This is a genomic window from Streptomyces sp. AJS327, from assembly GCF_013450295.1.
GTDB lineage: Bacteria > Actinomycetota > Actinomycetes > Streptomycetales > Streptomycetaceae > Streptomyces.
The window spans coordinates 558,370-574,762 of the sequence record NZ_SKBR01000002.1 but is presented as its reverse complement, the minus strand read 5'-3'; the positions used below and the strand labels follow the sequence as shown (position 1 = coordinate 574,762).

Annotated in this window: 11 protein-coding genes; 6 read left to right on the top strand and 5 right to left on the bottom strand. The window is 72.8% G+C overall.

Going from position 1 to position 16,393, the window contains the following annotated elements:
- Positions 1-507: 507 nt before the first annotated feature.
- Positions 508-2,220, top strand: a complete 1,713-nt coding sequence (treS, locus tag E0L36_RS12280) for a maltose alpha-D-glucosyltransferase (protein ID WP_180929962.1) — start codon at positions 508-510, stop codon at positions 2,218-2,220.
- A gap of 153 nt (positions 2,221-2,373) precedes the next feature.
- Here treS and E0L36_RS12275 read toward each other — a convergent pair whose 3' ends face one another.
- Positions 2,374-3,738 carry a cation:dicarboxylate symporter family transporter gene (locus E0L36_RS12275; RefSeq protein WP_180929961.1) on the bottom strand — a complete coding sequence of 455 codons (1,365 nt, stop codon included), beginning with the start codon at positions 3,736-3,738 and terminating at the stop codon, positions 2,374-2,376.
- Positions 3,739-3,985: 247 nt separating this feature from the next.
- On the opposite strand from E0L36_RS12275, the gene E0L36_RS12270 reads away from it, so the two are divergent.
- Both E0L36_RS12270 and E0L36_RS12265 read left to right on the top strand, forming a co-directional pair.
- Positions 3,986-5,911, top strand: coding sequence for a sensor histidine kinase (locus E0L36_RS12270; protein WP_180929054.1), 1,926 nt, complete (start codon positions 3,986-3,988; stop codon positions 5,909-5,911).
- Entirely contained in the window at positions 5,908-6,621 is a 714-nt protein-coding gene (locus E0L36_RS12265; RefSeq protein WP_180929053.1) for a response regulator, read from the top strand. The genes E0L36_RS12270 and E0L36_RS12265 overlap by 4 nt, the downstream gene beginning before the upstream one ends.
- A 78-nt stretch (positions 6,622-6,699) precedes the next feature.
- Here the strand turns inward: E0L36_RS12265 and E0L36_RS12260 are convergent, their stop codons facing one another.
- The 3 genes from E0L36_RS12260 to E0L36_RS12250 form a co-directional block, all read right to left on the bottom strand.
- Entirely contained in the window at positions 6,700-7,701 is a 1,002-nt protein-coding gene (locus tag E0L36_RS12260; protein WP_180929052.1) for an NAD-dependent epimerase/dehydratase family protein, read from the bottom strand.
- A 170-nt stretch (positions 7,702-7,871) separates the two neighbouring features.
- Positions 7,872-8,714, bottom strand: coding sequence for a carbohydrate ABC transporter permease (locus E0L36_RS12255; RefSeq protein WP_219636661.1), 843 nt, complete (start codon positions 8,712-8,714; stop codon positions 7,872-7,874).
- 95 nt (positions 8,715-8,809) lie between these two features.
- Positions 8,810-10,168, bottom strand: a complete 1,359-nt coding sequence (locus E0L36_RS12250) for an extracellular solute-binding protein (RefSeq protein ID WP_180929050.1) — start codon at positions 10,166-10,168, stop codon at positions 8,810-8,812.
- A gap of 287 nt (positions 10,169-10,455) precedes the next feature.
- Here E0L36_RS12250 and E0L36_RS12245 point away from each other — a divergent pair, with 287 nt between their 5' ends.
- Entirely contained in the window at positions 10,456-11,268 is an 813-nt protein-coding gene (locus tag E0L36_RS12245; RefSeq protein ID WP_180929960.1) for a carbohydrate ABC transporter permease, read from the top strand.
- Between the two features lie 388 nt (positions 11,269-11,656).
- On the opposite strand, the gene E0L36_RS12240 is transcribed toward E0L36_RS12245, so the two are convergent.
- Positions 11,657-12,682: an ATP-dependent 6-phosphofructokinase gene (locus tag E0L36_RS12240; RefSeq protein WP_180929049.1), complete on the bottom strand. Its 1,026-nt coding sequence runs from the start codon at positions 12,680-12,682 to the stop codon at positions 11,657-11,659.
- Between the two features lie 281 nt (positions 12,683-12,963).
- Here E0L36_RS12240 and pta point away from each other — a divergent pair, with 281 nt between their 5' ends.
- Both pta and E0L36_RS12230 read left to right on the top strand, forming a co-directional pair.
- Positions 12,964-15,090: a phosphate acetyltransferase gene (pta, locus tag E0L36_RS12235; protein ID WP_180929048.1), complete on the top strand. Its 2,127-nt coding sequence runs from the start codon at positions 12,964-12,966 to the stop codon at positions 15,088-15,090.
- A gap of 68 nt (positions 15,091-15,158) precedes the next feature.
- Positions 15,159-16,364 (top strand): acetate kinase, encoded by a 1,206-nt coding sequence (locus tag E0L36_RS12230; protein WP_180929047.1) that lies wholly within the window; start codon positions 15,159-15,161, stop codon positions 16,362-16,364.
- The last annotated feature ends 29 nt before the right edge of the window (positions 16,365-16,393 follow it).

The window sequence follows — 16,393 nt, the reverse complement described above, 5'->3', positions numbered from 1 at the left end:
GCAGCCGGGGCCCAACGGCCCCCGGCGGGCCGCCGGTTCGCCCGGCGGCGGCCGAGGACGGCGGGGAGTGGGGGCCGGTCCGGTGGGAACACCGGACCGGCCCTTCCGTGTGCCCGGCGCCCCGGCCCTTCCGTGGCCCGGCGCCGGAGCCCGCCAGCCCGGCGCGTGGGGCAGGACGCGCCCGCGCGACGGGGCGGCGGCCGAGCGCGCGGGCGCCCGCCCCGCTCCGCGCGTCCCCCGAGGGCCCCGCGCCGGTGGTGGTCATCCCGAGGCGCGCCACACCCAGGAGGCCACGGACTCGTTGGGCAGGACGGCACTTCTCGGACCGCGCCCGCGGGCGAACCACCGGCCGAGGCCACCTCCCCGCCGGTGCGTGACGAACTCACCGGCGCCACCTACCACTGGGGCCGGGTCGACCTCGTGCGCCTCGATCCGGGTGGTGACCCCCCGGCACCGGCACACGTCCTCACCTGCGACCTCACCGAGCAGACCGGAGGGCCAGCCGCCATGACCGTCAACGACCCCGTTCCCGACACCTTCGAGGACACCCCGCGGGGCGAGCGGGATCCGGAGTGGTTCAAGCGCGCCGTCTTCTACGAGGTGCTGGTGCGCTCCTTCCAGGACAGCAACGGAGACGGCGTCGGGGACCTGCGGGGGCTCACCTCCCGGCTCGACTACCTCCAGTGGCTCGGCGTCGACTGTCTCTGGCTGCCGCCGTTCTTCAGCTCACCGCTGCGGGACGGCGGGTACGACGTCTCCGACCACACCGCCGTCCTGCCGGACTTCGGCGACCTCGCGGACTTCGTGGACTTCGTGGACGCCGCGCACCAGCGGGGCATGCGCGTCATCATCGACTTCGTCATGAACCACACCAGCGACCAGCACCCGTGGTTCCAGGAGTCCCGCCGGGATCCGGACGGCCCCTACGGCGACTACTACGTCTGGGCCGACGACGACGGCGGCTACCCCGAGGCCCGGATCATCTTCGTCGACACCGAGTCCTCCAACTGGACCTACGACCCGGTGCGGCGGCAGTACTACTGGCACCGCTTCTTCGCGCACCAGCCGGACCTCAACTACGAGAACCCGGCCGTGCGGGAGGAGATCCTCGCCGCGCTCCGGTTCTGGCTGGACCTCGGTATCGACGGCTTCCGGCTGGACGCCGTGCCCTACCTCTACGCCGAGTCCGGCACCACCTGCGAGAACCTGCCGCGCTCGCACGAATTCCTGAAGCGGGTGCGTGCCGAGATCGACGCGCGATATCCCGACACCGTGCTGCTCGCCGAGGCCAACCAGTGGCCGGAGGACGTCGTCGACTACTTCGGCTCGCCGGAGAACGGCGGCGACGAGTGCCACATGGCCTTCCACTTCCCCGTCATGCCGCGGATCTTCATGGCGGTGCGCCGGGAGTCCCGCCACCCCGTCGCGGAGGTCCTCGCCAAGACCCCGCACATCCCGTCCGGCTGCCAGTGGGGCGTCTTCCTGCGCAACCACGACGAGCTGACGCTGGAGATGGTCACCGACGAGGAACGGGACTACATGTACGCGGAGTACGCCAAGGACCCGCGGATGCGCGCCAACATCGGCATCCGGCGTCGCCTCGCCTCCCTGCTCGACAACGACCGCGACCAGATCGAGCTGTTCACCGCGCTGCTGTTCTCCCTGCCCGGCTCCCCGATCCTGTACTACGGCGACGAGATCGGGATGGGCGACAACATCTGGCTCGGGGACCGCGACGCCGTGCGCACCCCGATGCAGTGGACCCCGGACCGCAACGCGGGCTTCTCCTCCTGCGATCCGGGGCGGCTGTTCCTGCCCGCCATCATGGACCCGGTCTACGGCTACCAGGTCACCAACGTCGAGGCGGCGATGAGTTCACCGTCCTCCCTGCTGCACTGGACCCGCCGCCTGATCGAGATCCGGAAGCAGAACCCGGCCTTCGGGCTGGGCAGTTACACCGAACTGCCCTCCACCAACCAGGCGGTGTTCGCCTTCCTGCGCGCGGCGGCGCTGCCGGACGGCGGGGACGACGTGGTGCTGTGCGTCCACAACTTCTCCCGCTTCCCCCAGCCCACCGAACTGGAACTGGGCCGGTACGCGGGCCGGGTGCCGGTGGAGCTGATCGGCGGTGTCCGCTTCCCGGAGATCGGCGAGCGGCCGTACCTGCTGACCCTCGGCGGACGCGGCTTCTTCTGGTTCCGGCTCCGCCACGTCGCCTGACGCACGGCCACCGGGCGTCCCGGGCACCGGATTTCCCGCCGCCGTCCACCGTCCCGTTCCGGACGGGGCGAGCCGGACGGAACGAGCCGGGCGGGGGCGGTGGAGTCCGCCCCCGCCCGGCGGGGAACGCGCGTCCAGTGGGGACGCGGTGGGTCAGGAGCGCGGGGACTTGCTGAGCGACGGGGCGTCGCCGGAGGCGTCCCCGGCGTCCCGCGCGGCGGGCACGCCAGCGTCCTCGCCGTCCTCGGCGGTGCCGCTCTTCCCGTAGTCGTCGTCGGCGGTGAGCGTCTGCTCGTCGAACGGGAGCCGCCCGGCGAGCACCTCGTTCATCCGCTCCCGGTCGATCTCCTTGGTCCAGGTGCCCACCAGCACCGTGGCGACCGCGTTGCCCGCGAAGTTGGTCAGCGCCCGGGCCTCGCTCATGAAGCGGTCGATGCCGACGATCAGCCCGACCCCGTCGACCAGTTCCGGCCGGTGTGACTGGAGGCCACCGGCCAGGGTGGCCAGTCCGGCGCCGGAGACACCCGCCGCCCCCTTGGCCGCGATGATCATGAAGAGCAGCAGGGACAGCTGCTGGCCCAGCGAGAGCGGGTCGCCCATGGCCTCGGCGACGAAGAGCGAGGCCATCGTCAGGTAGATCGCGGTGCCGTCCAGGTTGAAGGAGTAGCCGGTCGGCACCGTGATGCCCACCACCGGCCGGCTGACGCCCAGGTGTTCCATCTTCCCGATGAGCCGGGGCAGCGCCGACTCGGAGGAGGAGGTGGAGACGATCAGCAGGAACTCCCGGCCCAGGTACTTCATCAGCGAGAAGATGTTGACGCCGGAGACGAACCAGAGCAGCAGCCCCAGCACCACCACGATGAACAGCACGCAGGTGATGTAGAAGCCGATCATGATGACGGCGAGGGCCTGGAGCGCGTCGCCCCCGGTCTCCCCGACCACCGCGGCGATCGCGCCGAAGGCGCCCACCGGCGCGACCCACATCACCATGGCGAGCACCCGGAACACCAGGCGCTGGAGGTGGCCGATCCCGCGCAGGATCGGCTCGCCGGTGCGGCCCATGGCCTGGAGCGCGAAGCCCACCAGCAGCGCGACGAGCAGCGTCTGGAGCACCTCACCCGAGGTGAAGGCGGAGACCATGCTGGTGGGGATGATGCCGAGCAGGAAGTCGACGGTGCTCTCGCCGCCGTCCTTGGCCTGGCTGGCGCCCGCCTCGCGGGCCTCCTGGGTAAGGTCGAGGCCGCTGCCGGGGTGCAGCAGGTTGCCGATGACCAGCCCGATGGCGAGCGCGACCGTGGACATCACCATGAAGTAACTGAGCGCGAGCCCGCCGACCTTGCCGACCTTGGCCGCCTTCCGCACCGAGCCGACGCCCAGCACGATGGTGCAGAAGATCACGGGCGAGATCATCATCTTGATCAGGGCGATGAATCCCTCCCCGATCGGCTTCAGCTCCTTGGCCACACCGGGCGCGGCGAAGCCGAGTCCCGCACCGAGGACCACGGCGATGATCACCATGATGTAGAGGTAATGGGTGCGGTCCCGCTTCGCCGGTGGCGGCTGCGTCTGCGGTGTCGGCTGGGACACGGCGGCTCCTCGTCCTACGTCACTGAGGTCTGCGTCATTGGGGGGTGTGACTCGTCCTGACGTGCGCCGATCACGGGCCGCTATGCGATCGAGTCCCGGTGACTATGCACTGGAGGGTGGTTCACGTCACTGTTACGTGCATTACGTGCACGGAAACTCCGCGAGGCAGACTGACCGCATGCGCACCCCCCGCACCCGATCCCCCTCCGCGCGACGGCCGCGCAGCCTGGCGGCGCAGCTGTTCGCGATGCAGGTGGTCGTCGTCGCGCTGGTCGTCGCGGGGTGCGCGGTCTTCGTGTACGTGACGGACCGGATGCAGGCGGAGAAGTCGGCGGCGCACCTGGCCCGGGCGACGGCCGCCTCGGTCGCGGACTCCCCCTCGGTGCGGGCGGCGATCCGCTCGCCCCGGCCCACGGCCAAGCTCCAGCCGTACGCGGAGCGGGTGCGCCGGGACACCGGCGTCACCTTCATCACGATCATGGACCCGCGCGGGCGGCGCTGGACCCACCCGGACCCGGAGCGGATCGGCGGCCGGTTCCTGGGCCGGACCTCCCCGGCCCTGGAGGGACGGGCCTTCACCGAGACCTTCACCGGCACCCTGGGGCCGTCGGTGCGCGCGGTCGTCCCGGTGCGGGACGGTGGCCGGGTGGTGGGGCTGGTCAGCGCGGGCATCGCGGTGGACACCATCACCGAGGAACTGCGCACCCAGGTCCTGCTGTTGGCCGGGGTGGCGGTCGCCGCGCTCGGACTCGGCGGCCTGGGCGTCTATATGGTCAACGCCCGGTTGCGACGGCATACACATGACATGAACGCGGCCGAATTGAGCCGCCTGCACGACTACCATCAGGCGACCCTGCACGCCGTCCGGGAGGGACTGCTGATGCTGGACGGCGCACGCCGCGTCGCGCTGATCAACGACGGAGCCCGCGAACTGCTCGGCCTGACCGGTCCCGGGCGGCCAGCGGACCCCTCCGCGCCCGAGGTGGTGGGGCGGGCCGTCGAGGAGCTGGAGCTGCCGCCCTCGGTGACGGCGGCGCTGCTCTCCTCCGGACCCCGGGTGGACGAGGTGCACCTCACGGCGGACCGGGTACTGGTGATCAACACCTCGCCGGTCTCCGGCGGCGAACAGCGCGGCACCGTGGTCACCCTGCGGGACCACACCGAACTCCAGTCCCTCGCCGGGGAGCTGGACTCGCTGCGCGGCTTCTCCGAGGCGCTGCGCTCCCAGGCGCACGAGGCGGCGAACCGGCTGCACACCGTGGTCTCGCTGATCGAACTGGGCCGTACCGACGAGGCGGTGGACTTCGCGACGGAGGAACTGGAGCTGGCCCAGGCCCTCACCGACCGGGTGGTCACGGCCGTCGCCGAACCGGTACTCGCCGCGCTGCTGCTGGGCAAGGCGGCGCAGGCCCACGAGCGCGGCGTGGAGCTGGCGCTCTCCGAGGACAGCCAGCTCGGCGACGGCCCCCTCCCGGCCGGGCCGCCCTCCCGCGACCTGGTCACCGTGCTCGGCAACCTGATCGACAACGCGGTGGACGCGGCCTCCGGCTCCCCGGCCCACCACCCCGCGCCCCCGGACTCCCGTACGGCGCCCGCGAGTTCGGCGGCGGCGCCAATCCCAGGGCAGACGCCAGCGCGGCCCGCCCGGACCCCGCGGGTCACGGTCACCCTCCACCGCGAGACGGCACCGCCGGGCCCGGAGTCCCCGGACAGCGCGGAAGGCGCACCGGACGGGACGGGCGGCACGCTGCTGATCCGGGTGGCGGACACCGGCCCCGGCATCCCCCCGGAGGCCACCGAGTCGGTCTTCGAACGCGGCTGGTCCACCAAGCCGGAACGGCCACCCCGGACGGCCGGGGCCTCCCCCTCCCCCGGGACCCGCCTCACCGGCGGGGGCCACCACGCGGGCGGGGGCACGGGCCGGGGCCTCGGACTGGCCCTCGTCCGGCAGGCGGTACGCCGCCACGGCGGCGACATCACCGTCGCCGAGGCACCGGACGGCGGGGCCCAGTTCACCGTGCGGCTGCCGCTGCGCACCGGCCCCCGGCCGGATCCGCGTCCCGGCGGCGCGGTGGCCCCGACGGCGCCGGGGGCGGCCCGGTGAGCGGCGGCGCCGCGAGCCCGGGCGGCGAGGAGCCGCTGCGCGTCCTGGTGGTGGAGGACGATCCGGTCGCCGCCGACGCGCACGCCCAGTACGTCGGGCGGGTGCCAGGCTTCGCCGTGGCGGCCGTCGCGCGCTCCCGCGCCGACGCGGTACGGGAGCTGGAGCGCACCCACGTCGACCTCATCCTGCTGGACCTCTACCTGCCGGACGGGCACGGGCTCACGCTGCTCCGCTCGCTGCGCGCGGCGGGCCGCACCACTGACGTCTTCGCGGTGACCTCGGCGCGCGCGCTGACCATCGTCCGCGAGGGGGTCGCGCTCGGCGTCGTGCAGCACGTGCTGAAGCCGTTCACCTTCCCCACCCTCCGCGACCGGCTGCTGCGCTACGCCGAGTTCCGCACCAGCACCGCGGGCGCGGGCGGCGAGGCGAGCCAGGCCGAGGTGGACCGCGCCCTGTCGGTGCTGCGCTCGCCGCAGCCGGACACGCTGCCGAAGGGGCTGAGCGCGCCCACGCTGGAGCGGGTCACCGCGGTGCTGCGCGAGGCCGGCGGCGCGGGGGTCACGGCGAGCGCGGCGGCCGGGACGGTCGGGGTCAACCGGATCACCGCCCGCCGCTACCTGGAGCACCTGGTGGGCACCGCCCACGCCGAGCGGCAGCCGCAGTACGGGCATGTGGGGCGGCCCGAGTTCGCCTACCGCTGGCGCGGCTGACCCGCCCGGCCGCTCCCCACGGGCGGTGGGCGAACGGGCGGCGAGTCAACCGCCGCCCCTCGCGGGGAGGTTGACGAACTACGGGAGGGAGCGCAGGAGTTCGGCCTCCCGCTCGGGCGCGAGGCCGCGCACCGCGCGCGGATGCGCGTCCAGCCGGGCGCCGTCCAGCCCGCGCAGCCACTCCCAGGTGTCACGGACCGTCTCCCCCACCGGACGGCAGCGCAGCCCGCTGGCGAGGGCGCGCGAGACGTCGGCGTCCAGCATCGCGCCGTGCGCCTCGCCCGGGGGCAGCCAGATCGGCAGCTCCGTCCAGGGCTCGATCCCGGCGTCGAGGATCCGCCCGGGCTCGGCCCAGCGCGGCTCGGCGTGCCCCCCGGTGACCTCGACGCAGGTCTCCAGCAGCTCTCCGGTGGTGGTGAAGGCGCGGGGGCTGGCCAGGTTGAAGGCGCCGCCGAGTCCCCGGGCCGCCGAGTCCAGCATCCAGATCGCGAGATCCCGCACGTCCACGTACTGGAGGGGGTGCTCGCGCGGTCCCGGCGCGAGCACCGGACCGCCGCGCGCCATCCGCCGCAGCCACCACGGCAGCCGGCCCACGTTCTCGTGCGGGCCGAGGATCAGCCCGGCGCGCGCGAGCAGCGCCCGCTCCCCGAACACCTCGCGGGCGGCGGCCTCCCCGGCACGCTTGGCCCGCGCGTACTCCCCCGCCGCGTCTCCGGGGACCGCCTCCGGCGCGGCGTCGACCAGCGGCCAGTTCTCGTCGGCGCCGGGCGCCGCCGGGAAGGTGTACACGGACCGGCTGGAGACGTAGACGTAGTGCCCGGCGCGGTCGGCGAGCAGCCGGGCCGCCGCGCGCACCGCCTCCGGATCGCCGCTCCAGGTGTCGAGGACGACGTCCCAGGTGCCCTCGGCGAGGGCGGCGAGACCGCCCTCGCCGACGCGGTCGCCACGCAGCGCGGTCACCCCCTCGGGAGGGGTGGTGTGGCCCCGGTGGAACACCGTGACGTGCCAGGCGCGCCGCCGCGCCTCCTCGGCGACCGCACGACCGACGAACTCGGTACCACCCAGTATCAGCAGCCTCATAGCCCGACCCTGCCCGCTCCCGGCGCTCCCGTCACGGCCCGCACGCTCTCGGCTGAACCGGAACTGGCGTCTCCGCAGTGAGCCCGCATGTCAATCAACCCTCTACAAACGTGAGTTGACAGTACGTCATGGGCTCGGGACCGCGCGCGGGCGGTACCACCCAGTCGCCCTCAGTCGTCCTCCCGCAGCAGCCGCAGGTACACGACCGAGAACAGCGCGCCCACCAGCAGGAGCAGCAGCGCGATGGCCGTTCCGTAGCCGATGAGCGACTTGTTGAACGCCTCGTCGTACATGAACAGCGGCAGCGTCTCGCTCTTCCGGCCGGGCCCGCCCTGCGTCATCGCCCAGATCAGCCCGAAGACGGAGAGCGTCTGGAGGGTGTTGAGCATCAGGTTGGTGCCGATGGAGCGGCGGATCATCGGCAGCGTGATGTACCAGAGGCGCCGCCAGCCACCGGCCCCGTCGACCTCCGCCGACTCGGCGACCTCCCGGGGGATCTCGGCGAGGGCCGCCGAGTAGACCAGCATCGAGAACGCCGTGCCCCGCCAGACGTTGGCCATCGACACCGCCAGGATGGGCAGCGTGTAGAGCCAGTTCTGCTCGGGCAGACCGAGCCCGCCCAGCAGCGCGTTGAGTGAACCCTCCCGCGCGAAGAAGGAGTAGAGCAGGAACCCGGCGACGATCTCCGGCAGCACCCAGGCCCCGATGACGATCGCGCCGGTCAGGGTGCGCACCGGACGGGTCGCGCGGCGCATCAGCAGCGCCAGCGTCAGGCCCAGCGTGTTCTGCCCGACGATCGAGGAGAGCAGGGTGAACACCAGGGTGAGCAGGACCGCGTTGCGGAAGTTGTCGTCGGCGAAGGCCTTGCGGAAGTTCTCCCAGCCGACGAAGGAGGCCGAGGCCTGCCCGGTCAGCTGGGTGTCGGTGAAGGCGATGTAGACGCAGTAGCCGATGGGCCCGGCGAGGAACAGCAGCAGGAGCACGGTCGTGGGCGCGAGCGGCAGCCAGCGCAGCGCGCGGGGCGCCCGCCTCCGCCGCGGACGCCGCGACTCCCCCGCCCGGCCGGAGGGTTCCCCGGCCGGGCGCCGCTCCGTGAGCGTCGCGCCGCTCACTTCGAGGTGACCGCGCCGTCGGCGATGGACTCCACCTGCTCGTCGTACCCCTTCGCGGCCTCGGTGGGGGACGCCTCGCCGGTGGTCACCGACTCCATGGCGTCCGTCATCGCCTTGGACACCTGCGGGTAGACGGGGTAGGCCGGGCGGAAGTGGGAGTTCTTCACCCGCTGGGTGAAGAACTTGGTGCCGGGCATGGACTCCAGGTACCGCGGGTCCTCGGCGACGTCCTCGCGGACGGCGATCTGCGCACCGCGCACACACCAGTCCACGGCGTTCTTCCTCGACTGGAACAGCTCGATCATCTTCCAGGCCATGCCAGGGTTGTGGGCCTTCCGCGGGATCGACCAGGCCCAGCCGCCGGACATGCTGACCTCACCGGGCGCCTGCCCGCGCTGGGTGGGCATCGCGGCCAGGCCCATGGTCTCCTTCCACTCCGGCCACGGGTTCCCGCCGGTCTTGACCCAGAACTGGCCGAGCCAGGAGCCGTCCAGCGCGATGGCGAGCTTGCCCTCGGGGATCAGCTGGGTGGCGACGGTGGTGGTGATGTTGGGGTCCAGCGCCTCGTCCTCGGCGGGGCCGAGCTTCTCCCCGTACACCTTCTTGATGAACTCCAGGCTGTCCACGAACCCCTTGCCGCCGGTCACCCACTTCCGGGCCTCCGGGTCGTACAGCGGGTCGGCGCCGGTGCCGTAGAGCAGCATCTCCATGCCCTGCATGGCCGCCGCCTCGCCCGCGCCCTTGCCGGTGAAGACGTTCAGCGGGATGGCGCCGGGCACCTTCTTCTTGATGGTGCGCGCGGCCTCCAGCACGTCCTCCCAGGTGCGGGGCTGCCAGTCGAGCGGCAGTCCGGCCTTCTGGAAGATCTTCTTGTTGAACCAGAGCCCCCGGGTGTCGGTGCCGTCCGGGACGCCGTAGGTCTTGCCGTCCTCCGCCTGGACGGCCTTCCTGGCGCCCTCGTCGAACTGGTTCCAGTCCTTCCACTTCTTCAGATGGTCGTCGAGCGGGCGCAGATAACCGCTCTTGATATCGGAGTTGATCAGGAAGGTGTCCTCGTAGACCAGGTCGGGCGCGGTCTTCGGGGAGCGCATCATCTGCTGGACCTTGGTGTAGTAGTCCCGCTGCGGCGCCTGGATCCCGCGGACCTCCACCTTCTTTCCCTCGTACCGCTTCTCGAACTCCTCGGCCACCTGCTTGAAGTAGTCGTCCTTGACGGTGACCTTGCTGTCCGTCTCCTTGTGGAAAACGATCGTCAGGGTGTCCTTGTCCTTGCCGGAACCGCCGCCGCAGGCGCTGAGCGTGCCCACGGCGAGGACGGTGACGCAGGTGAGGACTAACGAGGCGGTGGGGCGCACGGTCGGACCTCCTCGGGCCGCGGCTGGTGACCGTTACGGTGGCGCTCGCCGGGCCGCACGGTCAATGCCCGTGCGGGAACCGGAGATCGGCCCCGTGACAACGTTGTTATGGGCTGCCCACTCCGCGCCCCGGCTATGCGGCGCGAACGCCCCACGCTCCCCGCCCGGCGCGTCCGTCCCCCCTCCACCGGCCGGGAACGGCCCATACCGGCGCGCCCGCGCCGGGCGTACAGTGCTGCGAGCCGACTCACCACGGTGTGCCAGGAGGTCGTGTGCGCAAACGCAGCATGCAGCAGCAACTCGCCGCCAGCACCGGACTGTTGATCGTCGCCACGGCCTTCGCCGTGCCCCTGCTCTGGCTGGTGTTCGCCTCGCTGGACGCGGAGGCGACCCTGCGGGTCCGCCCGCCCGGTTCGCCGACGCTCGACAACTTCTCGGCGGTGCTCACCGACGAGATCACCTTCACCCCGATGCTCAACAGCCTGCTGCTGTGCGGCGGCGCCACGCTGCTCACCGTGGCCTGCGCGGCGCTGGCGGCCTACCCGCTCTCCCGCTTCCGCTCGCGGTTCTCCCGCCCGTTCCTGCTGACCATCCTCTTCAGCACCTGCCTGCCGATCACCGCCGTGATGGTGCCGGTCTACGGGCTGTTCGTGCGGGTCAACCTGATCGACACGATGTCGGGCACGGCGCTGTTCCTCGCCACCTCCCAACTGCCCTTCGCCGTCTGGCTGATGAAGAACTTCATGGACGGGGTGCCGCGGGCGCTGGAGGAGGCCGCCTGGACGGACGGCGCGAGCTGGTTCCAGGCGCTGTTCCGGGTGATCCTGCCGCTGATGGGGCCGGGGATCGGCGTCGTCACCGTGTACAGCTTCATCATGATGTGGGGGAACTTCTTCGTTCCCTTCATGCTGCTGATCAGCCCCGAGCAGATCCCGGCGTCCGTCAGCATCTTCACGTTCTTCGGCAACTACGGCGCGATCGTGTTCGGTCAGCTCGCCGCGTTCTCCATCCTCTACTCCACCCCCGTCATCCTGCTCTACCTCCTGATCGCCCGAAAGCTCGGCTCCGGCTTCGCGTTGGGCGGTGCCATCAAGGGGTGAACGCGGCCCCGCCGTACGGGAGGAGCGCCGCCGGGAAGGGACGGCGCCGCGCCGGACCCCGGCCGACGGGCGGACCACCGGCGGGTTGACCTCCGCCGGGCGGGCGGACCCTCCGGTGAGCGGGCCTCCGGCGCGGGCCTGGGCGCGCGCTTCCGCCAACTCCCGGGAAGAGCGCCCCAGAAGCACGCCCCGGCGGTTAACTCCGCCGGGGCGCAGGCCCGTTGACCCGAGCCCGGAAGCGGACCCGGGAAGAGGTGGCGGGGTTCCGGCGCCGGGGCCGGGAGCGGTCCGGGCGGCCCCCGCACGCCGAACAGCACGGCGTGCGGGGCACGTTGTGACGTTGGGCGCGCTGGCGCGTCGCGTGTTGGGGCGGGTTCCGGCGGGGCGGTCAGAAGACCGCTTCGGCCTCGTCCATCCGCTCCTGCGGCACGTGCTTCAGCTCCGAGACGGCGTCAGCCAGCGGGGCCATCACCACGTCGGTTCCGCGCAGCGCCGTCATCCGCCCGAAGTCGCCGCGGTGCGCGGCCTCCACGGCGTGCCAGCCGAACCGGGTGGCGAGCACCCGGTCGTAGGCGGTGGGGGTGCCGCCGCGCTGCACGTGGCCGAGGATGACCGGACGGGCCTCCTTGCCCAGCCGCTCCTCCAGCTCGACCGCGAGGCGGTTGCCGATACCGGTGAACCGCTCGTGCCCGTAGGCGTCGATGGCGCCCTTCTCGTAGTCCATCGAGCCCTCGGCCGGGTGGGCGCCCTCCGCCACACAGACGATCGCGAACTTCTTTCCCCGGGCGAAGCGTTCCTCGACCATCTTGACCAGGTCGCCCACCTCGAAGGGGCGTTCGGGGATGCAGATGCCGTGCGCCCCGCCGGCCATCCCGGCCTCCAGCGCGATCCAGCCCGCGTGCCGCCCCATCACCTCGACCACCATCACGCGCTGGTGCGACTCGGCGGTCGTCTTGAGCCGGTCGATCGCCTCGGTGGCGACGCTGACGGCGGTGTCGAACCCGAAGGTGCGGTCGGTGGCCGAGATGTCGTTGTCGATCGTCTTCGGCACCCCGACGACGGGCAGCCCCGCCTCGGCGAGCATCCGCGCGGCGGTGAGGGTGCCCTCGCCGCCGATCGGGATCAGCGCGTCCAGCCCCAGCCGGGCCACCAACTCCTCGCCGTTGTCGCAGGCTTCGCGGAGCCGCCCGCGCTCCAGCCGGGACGAGCCGAGGATGGTGCCGCCGCGGGCCAGGATGCCGCTCACGGAGTTGATGTCGAGGGGCCGGTACCGGCCGTCCAGCAGGCCCCTGAAGCCGTCGTCGAAGCCGATGACCTCATCCCCCCTGTCGTGCACGGCGCGGTGCACGATGGACCGGATCACGGCGTTCAGACCGGGGCAGTCTCCGCCAGCGGTGAGGACTCCGATACGCATGCGATTCGCTTCCTGTCCTGCTCGGTGACTCTGCGAGCTCGGCGAGGGTGAACACGTGCGATTGTTCCACGTCGGCAGCGCGGCGGGCACTCCGTCCCAGCAGGTGGGCGCCCCGGCCCGGCGGTCCTCCGGGGTACCCGGAACGCCCCCGCCCGACACTCCGTACGACGGAGCCGTCACGCACCGCGACCTGGCGGGCGCGCTCACCGGTGCCCTGGGTATTGTCCCGCGTAGAGGCGTGCTCTGCGGGGCGCTTTCCGACCGTACGAGGGAGTGGGCGCGTGACGCGCAGCGTGTACGTGACGGGTATCGGCCGCGGCGACGGGCGGCAGGTCGTCGAGCTGGGGGTCATGGAGCTGCTGACCCGGCAGGTCGACCGGGTGGGGGTCTTCCGCCCGCTGGTGCACGACGGGCCCGACCGGCTCTACGACCTGCTGCGCAGCCGCTACCGGCTGACCCAGCCCGCCGGGACGGTCTTCGGGCTCGGCTACGACGAGGCCACCGCGCTCCAGGCGGAACGTGGCCAGGACGCACTGGTCGAACGGCTGGTCGAGCGGTACCACGAGGTAGCCGGGGACTACGAGACGATGCTGGTGCTCGGCACGGACTACGCCGACACCCAGCTCCCCGCCGAACTGGCGCTCAACGCCCGGCTGGCCAACGAGTTCGGCGCCCGGGTCATCCCGGTGGTGCCCGGCGGCGGCCAGCTCGCGGAGTCGGTCGCCGCGGAGGTGCGCAACGCGTACCACGCCTTCGACGCGCTGGGCTGCGAGGTCATCGCCATGATCGCCAACCGGGTGCGGGGCGGCGAGGCGGCGGCGGCCGCGCGCGACCTCGGCGAGCGCCTCCCGGTGCCGGTCTACGTCCTGCCGGAGGAACCGGCGCTCTCCGCCCCCACCGTCGCCCAGATCAAGGACGCGCTCGGCGCCGAGCTGCTGCTCGGCGACCCGTCCGGACTCGCCCGCGACGTCCGGGACTTCGTCTTCGGCGGTGCCCATCTGCCCACCTTCCTCCCGGCGTTGACCGAGAACTGCCTGGTCGTCACCCCGGGCGACCGCGCCGACCTGGTGGTGGGCTCGCTGGCCGCGCACGCCGCGGGCTCCCCGCCCATCGCCGGGGTGCTGCTCACCCTGGGCGAGCACCCGGGCGCCGAGACGCTGGCACTGGCCACCCGCCTCGCACCCGGCAGCCCGGTGCTGACGGTCCCCGGCCGCTCCTTCCCCACCGCCGCCGAACTGTCCGCCCTGGAGGGCAAACTCACCGCGGCCACCCCCCGCAAGGCGGAGATCGCCCTCGGCCTGTTCGAGAACCACGTGGACGCCGACCGGCTCAGCGAGCGGCTCGCGGTGGTGGGCAGCGCCCGGGTGACGCCCATGATGTTCGAGCACCAGCTGGTCCAGCGGTCCCGCGCGGCCCGGCGGCACATCGTGCTGCCGGAGGGCACCGAGGAGCGGGTGCTGCGCGCCGCCGAGGTACTGCTGCGGCGCGGCGTCTGCGACCTCACCCTGCTGGGCGACGGCGACGTGGTGCGCAAGCGCGCCGCCGAGCTGGGCGTGGACCTGCCGGTGCTCGGGGAGGGCGAGATCCCCGAGGGCTCCGGGGCGGTGGCGCGGATCGTCGACCCGGCCACCTCCCCGCTGCGGGAGCGGTTCGCCGAGCTGTACGCGGAGCTGCGCTCCCACCGGGGCGTCACCTTCGAGCTGGCCTTCGACGTGGTGGCCGAGGTGTCGTACTTCGGGACGCTGATGGTCCGTGAGGGGCTGGCGGACGGCATGGTGTCGGGCGCCGCGCACTCCACCGCGGCCACCATCCGGCCCGCCTTCGAGATCATCAAGACCACCCCGGACGCCTCGATCGTCTCCTCGGTCTTCTTCATGTGCCTCGCCGACCGGGTGCTGGTCTACGGCGACGCGGCCGTCAACCCGAACCCCGGGGCGGAGGAACTCGCCGACATCGCCGTGCAGTCGGCCGCCACCGCCGCCCGGTTCGGGGTGGAGCCGCGCGTCGCGATGCTCTCCTACTCGACGGGCACCTCCGGCTCGGGCGCCGACGTGGACAAGGTGCGGCGCGCCACCGAACTGGTCCGGGAGCGACGCCCCGACCTGCTGGTGGAGGGCCCGATACAGTACGACGCCGCCGTCGAGCCCTCGGTAGCGGCGACCAAGCTGCCCGGCTCCCAGGTGGCGGGCCGGGCCACGGTGCTGGTCTTCCCCGACCTCAACACCGGCAACAACACCTACAAGGCGGTGCAGCGCTCGGCGGGCGCGGTCGCCGTCGGGCCGGTGCTCCAGGGGCTGCGCAAACCGGTCAACGACCTGTCGCGCGGCGCCCTGGTGCAGGACATCGTGAACACCGTGGCGATCACCGCCGTCCAGGCGCAGGGCGAGTCGCCGGGCGCGCCCGGCTGACCGCTCGCCCGCACCGCCCGCCTCCCCGAGGCGCCGTCCCACCGTCCTCGCGCAGAAAGCCCGATCCCGTGACCGGAACCCGCGTCCTCGTCCTCAACTCCGGGTCCTCCTCGGTGAAGTACCAGCTGCTCGACATGGAGACGGAGACCCGGCTGGCGGTCGGTCTGGTGGAGCGCATCGGCGAGGGCGCCTCGCGGCTGGCGCACACCCCGCTGAGCACCGGCGGCGGCCAGCGCGTCCAGCGGACGCCGGTGGCCGACCACGAGGCCGCGCTGAAGGCGGTGGCGGAGGAGCTGGCCGCGGACGGCCTCGGGCTGGACTCGCCGCGGCTCGCCGCGATCGGCCACCGCGTGGTCCACGGCGGGCTGCGGTTCACCGAACCGGCGCTGATCGACGAGGAGGTGATCGCGGAGATCGAGCGGCTGGTGCCGGTCGCGCCGCTGCACAACCCGGCGAACCTGACGGGCATCCGCACGGCGCGGGCGCTGCGCCCGACGCTGCCCCAGGTGGCGGTGTTCGACACCGCGTTCCACGCCTCGATGCCGGAGTACGCCGCGCGGTACGCGATCGACGCGCGGATCGCGGACGAGCACCGCATCCGCCGCTACGGCTTCCACGGCACCTCGCACGCCTACGTCGCGCGCCGCGCGGCGCGGCTGCTCGACCGGGACCCGGCCGGGCTGAACCTGATCGTGCTGCACCTGGGCAACGGCGCCTCGGCCTCGGCGGTGCGGGGTGGCCGCTGTGTGGACACCTCGATGGGGCTGACCCCGTTGGAAGGGCTCGTGATGGGTACCCGGTCCGGGGACATCGACCCGGCGGTGGTCTTCCACCTCGGCCGGGTCGCCGGAATGTCGATGGACGAGGTGGACACGCTGCTGAACCGGCACAGCGGCCTGGCCGGGCTGTGCGGCGACAACGACATGCGGGAGATCCGCCGCCGGATCGACGCGGGCGACGCCGCGGCCCAGCTGGCCTTCAACGTGTACACGCACCGGCTGCGCAAGTACGTCGGCGCGTACCACGCCGTGCTGGGCCGGGTCGACGCGGTGGTGTTCACGGCGGGTGTCGGGGAGAACTCGCCCCCGGTCCGGGAGGCCGCCGTGGCGGGGCTCGACGCCTTCGGGCTGGCCGTCGACCCCGAGCTGAACACCCGGGACTCGGCCGAACCGCGGCTGGTCTCGCCCGCGGGCGCGCGGGTCGCGGTGGCCGTCGTCCCGACCGACGAGGAGCTGGAGATCGCCCAGCAGACCCACGCGCTCGTCGCCCGGTAGGGCGGGGCCTCGGCTCTCCGGTTCGTTTC

Coding starts and splice junctions, on each gene's coding strand:
- E0L36_RS12260 (WP_180929052.1), bottom strand. CDS start 7,701: ATGAGGCTGCTGATACTGGGTGGTACCGAGTTCGTCGGTCGTGCGGTC.
- E0L36_RS12275 (WP_180929961.1), bottom strand. CDS start 3,738: ATGGTGATCATCGCCGTGGTCCTCGGTGCGGGACTCGGCTTCGCCGCG.
- E0L36_RS12240 (WP_180929049.1), bottom strand. CDS start 12,682: ATGCGTATCGGAGTCCTCACCGCTGGCGGAGACTGCCCCGGTCTGAAC.
- treS (WP_180929962.1), top strand. CDS start 508: ATGACCGTCAACGACCCCGTTCCCGACACCTTCGAGGACACCCCGCGG.
- E0L36_RS12270 (WP_180929054.1), top strand. CDS start 3,986: ATGCGCACCCCCCGCACCCGATCCCCCTCCGCGCGACGGCCGCGCAGC.
- E0L36_RS12245 (WP_180929960.1), top strand. CDS start 10,456: ATGCAGCAGCAACTCGCCGCCAGCACCGGACTGTTGATCGTCGCCACG.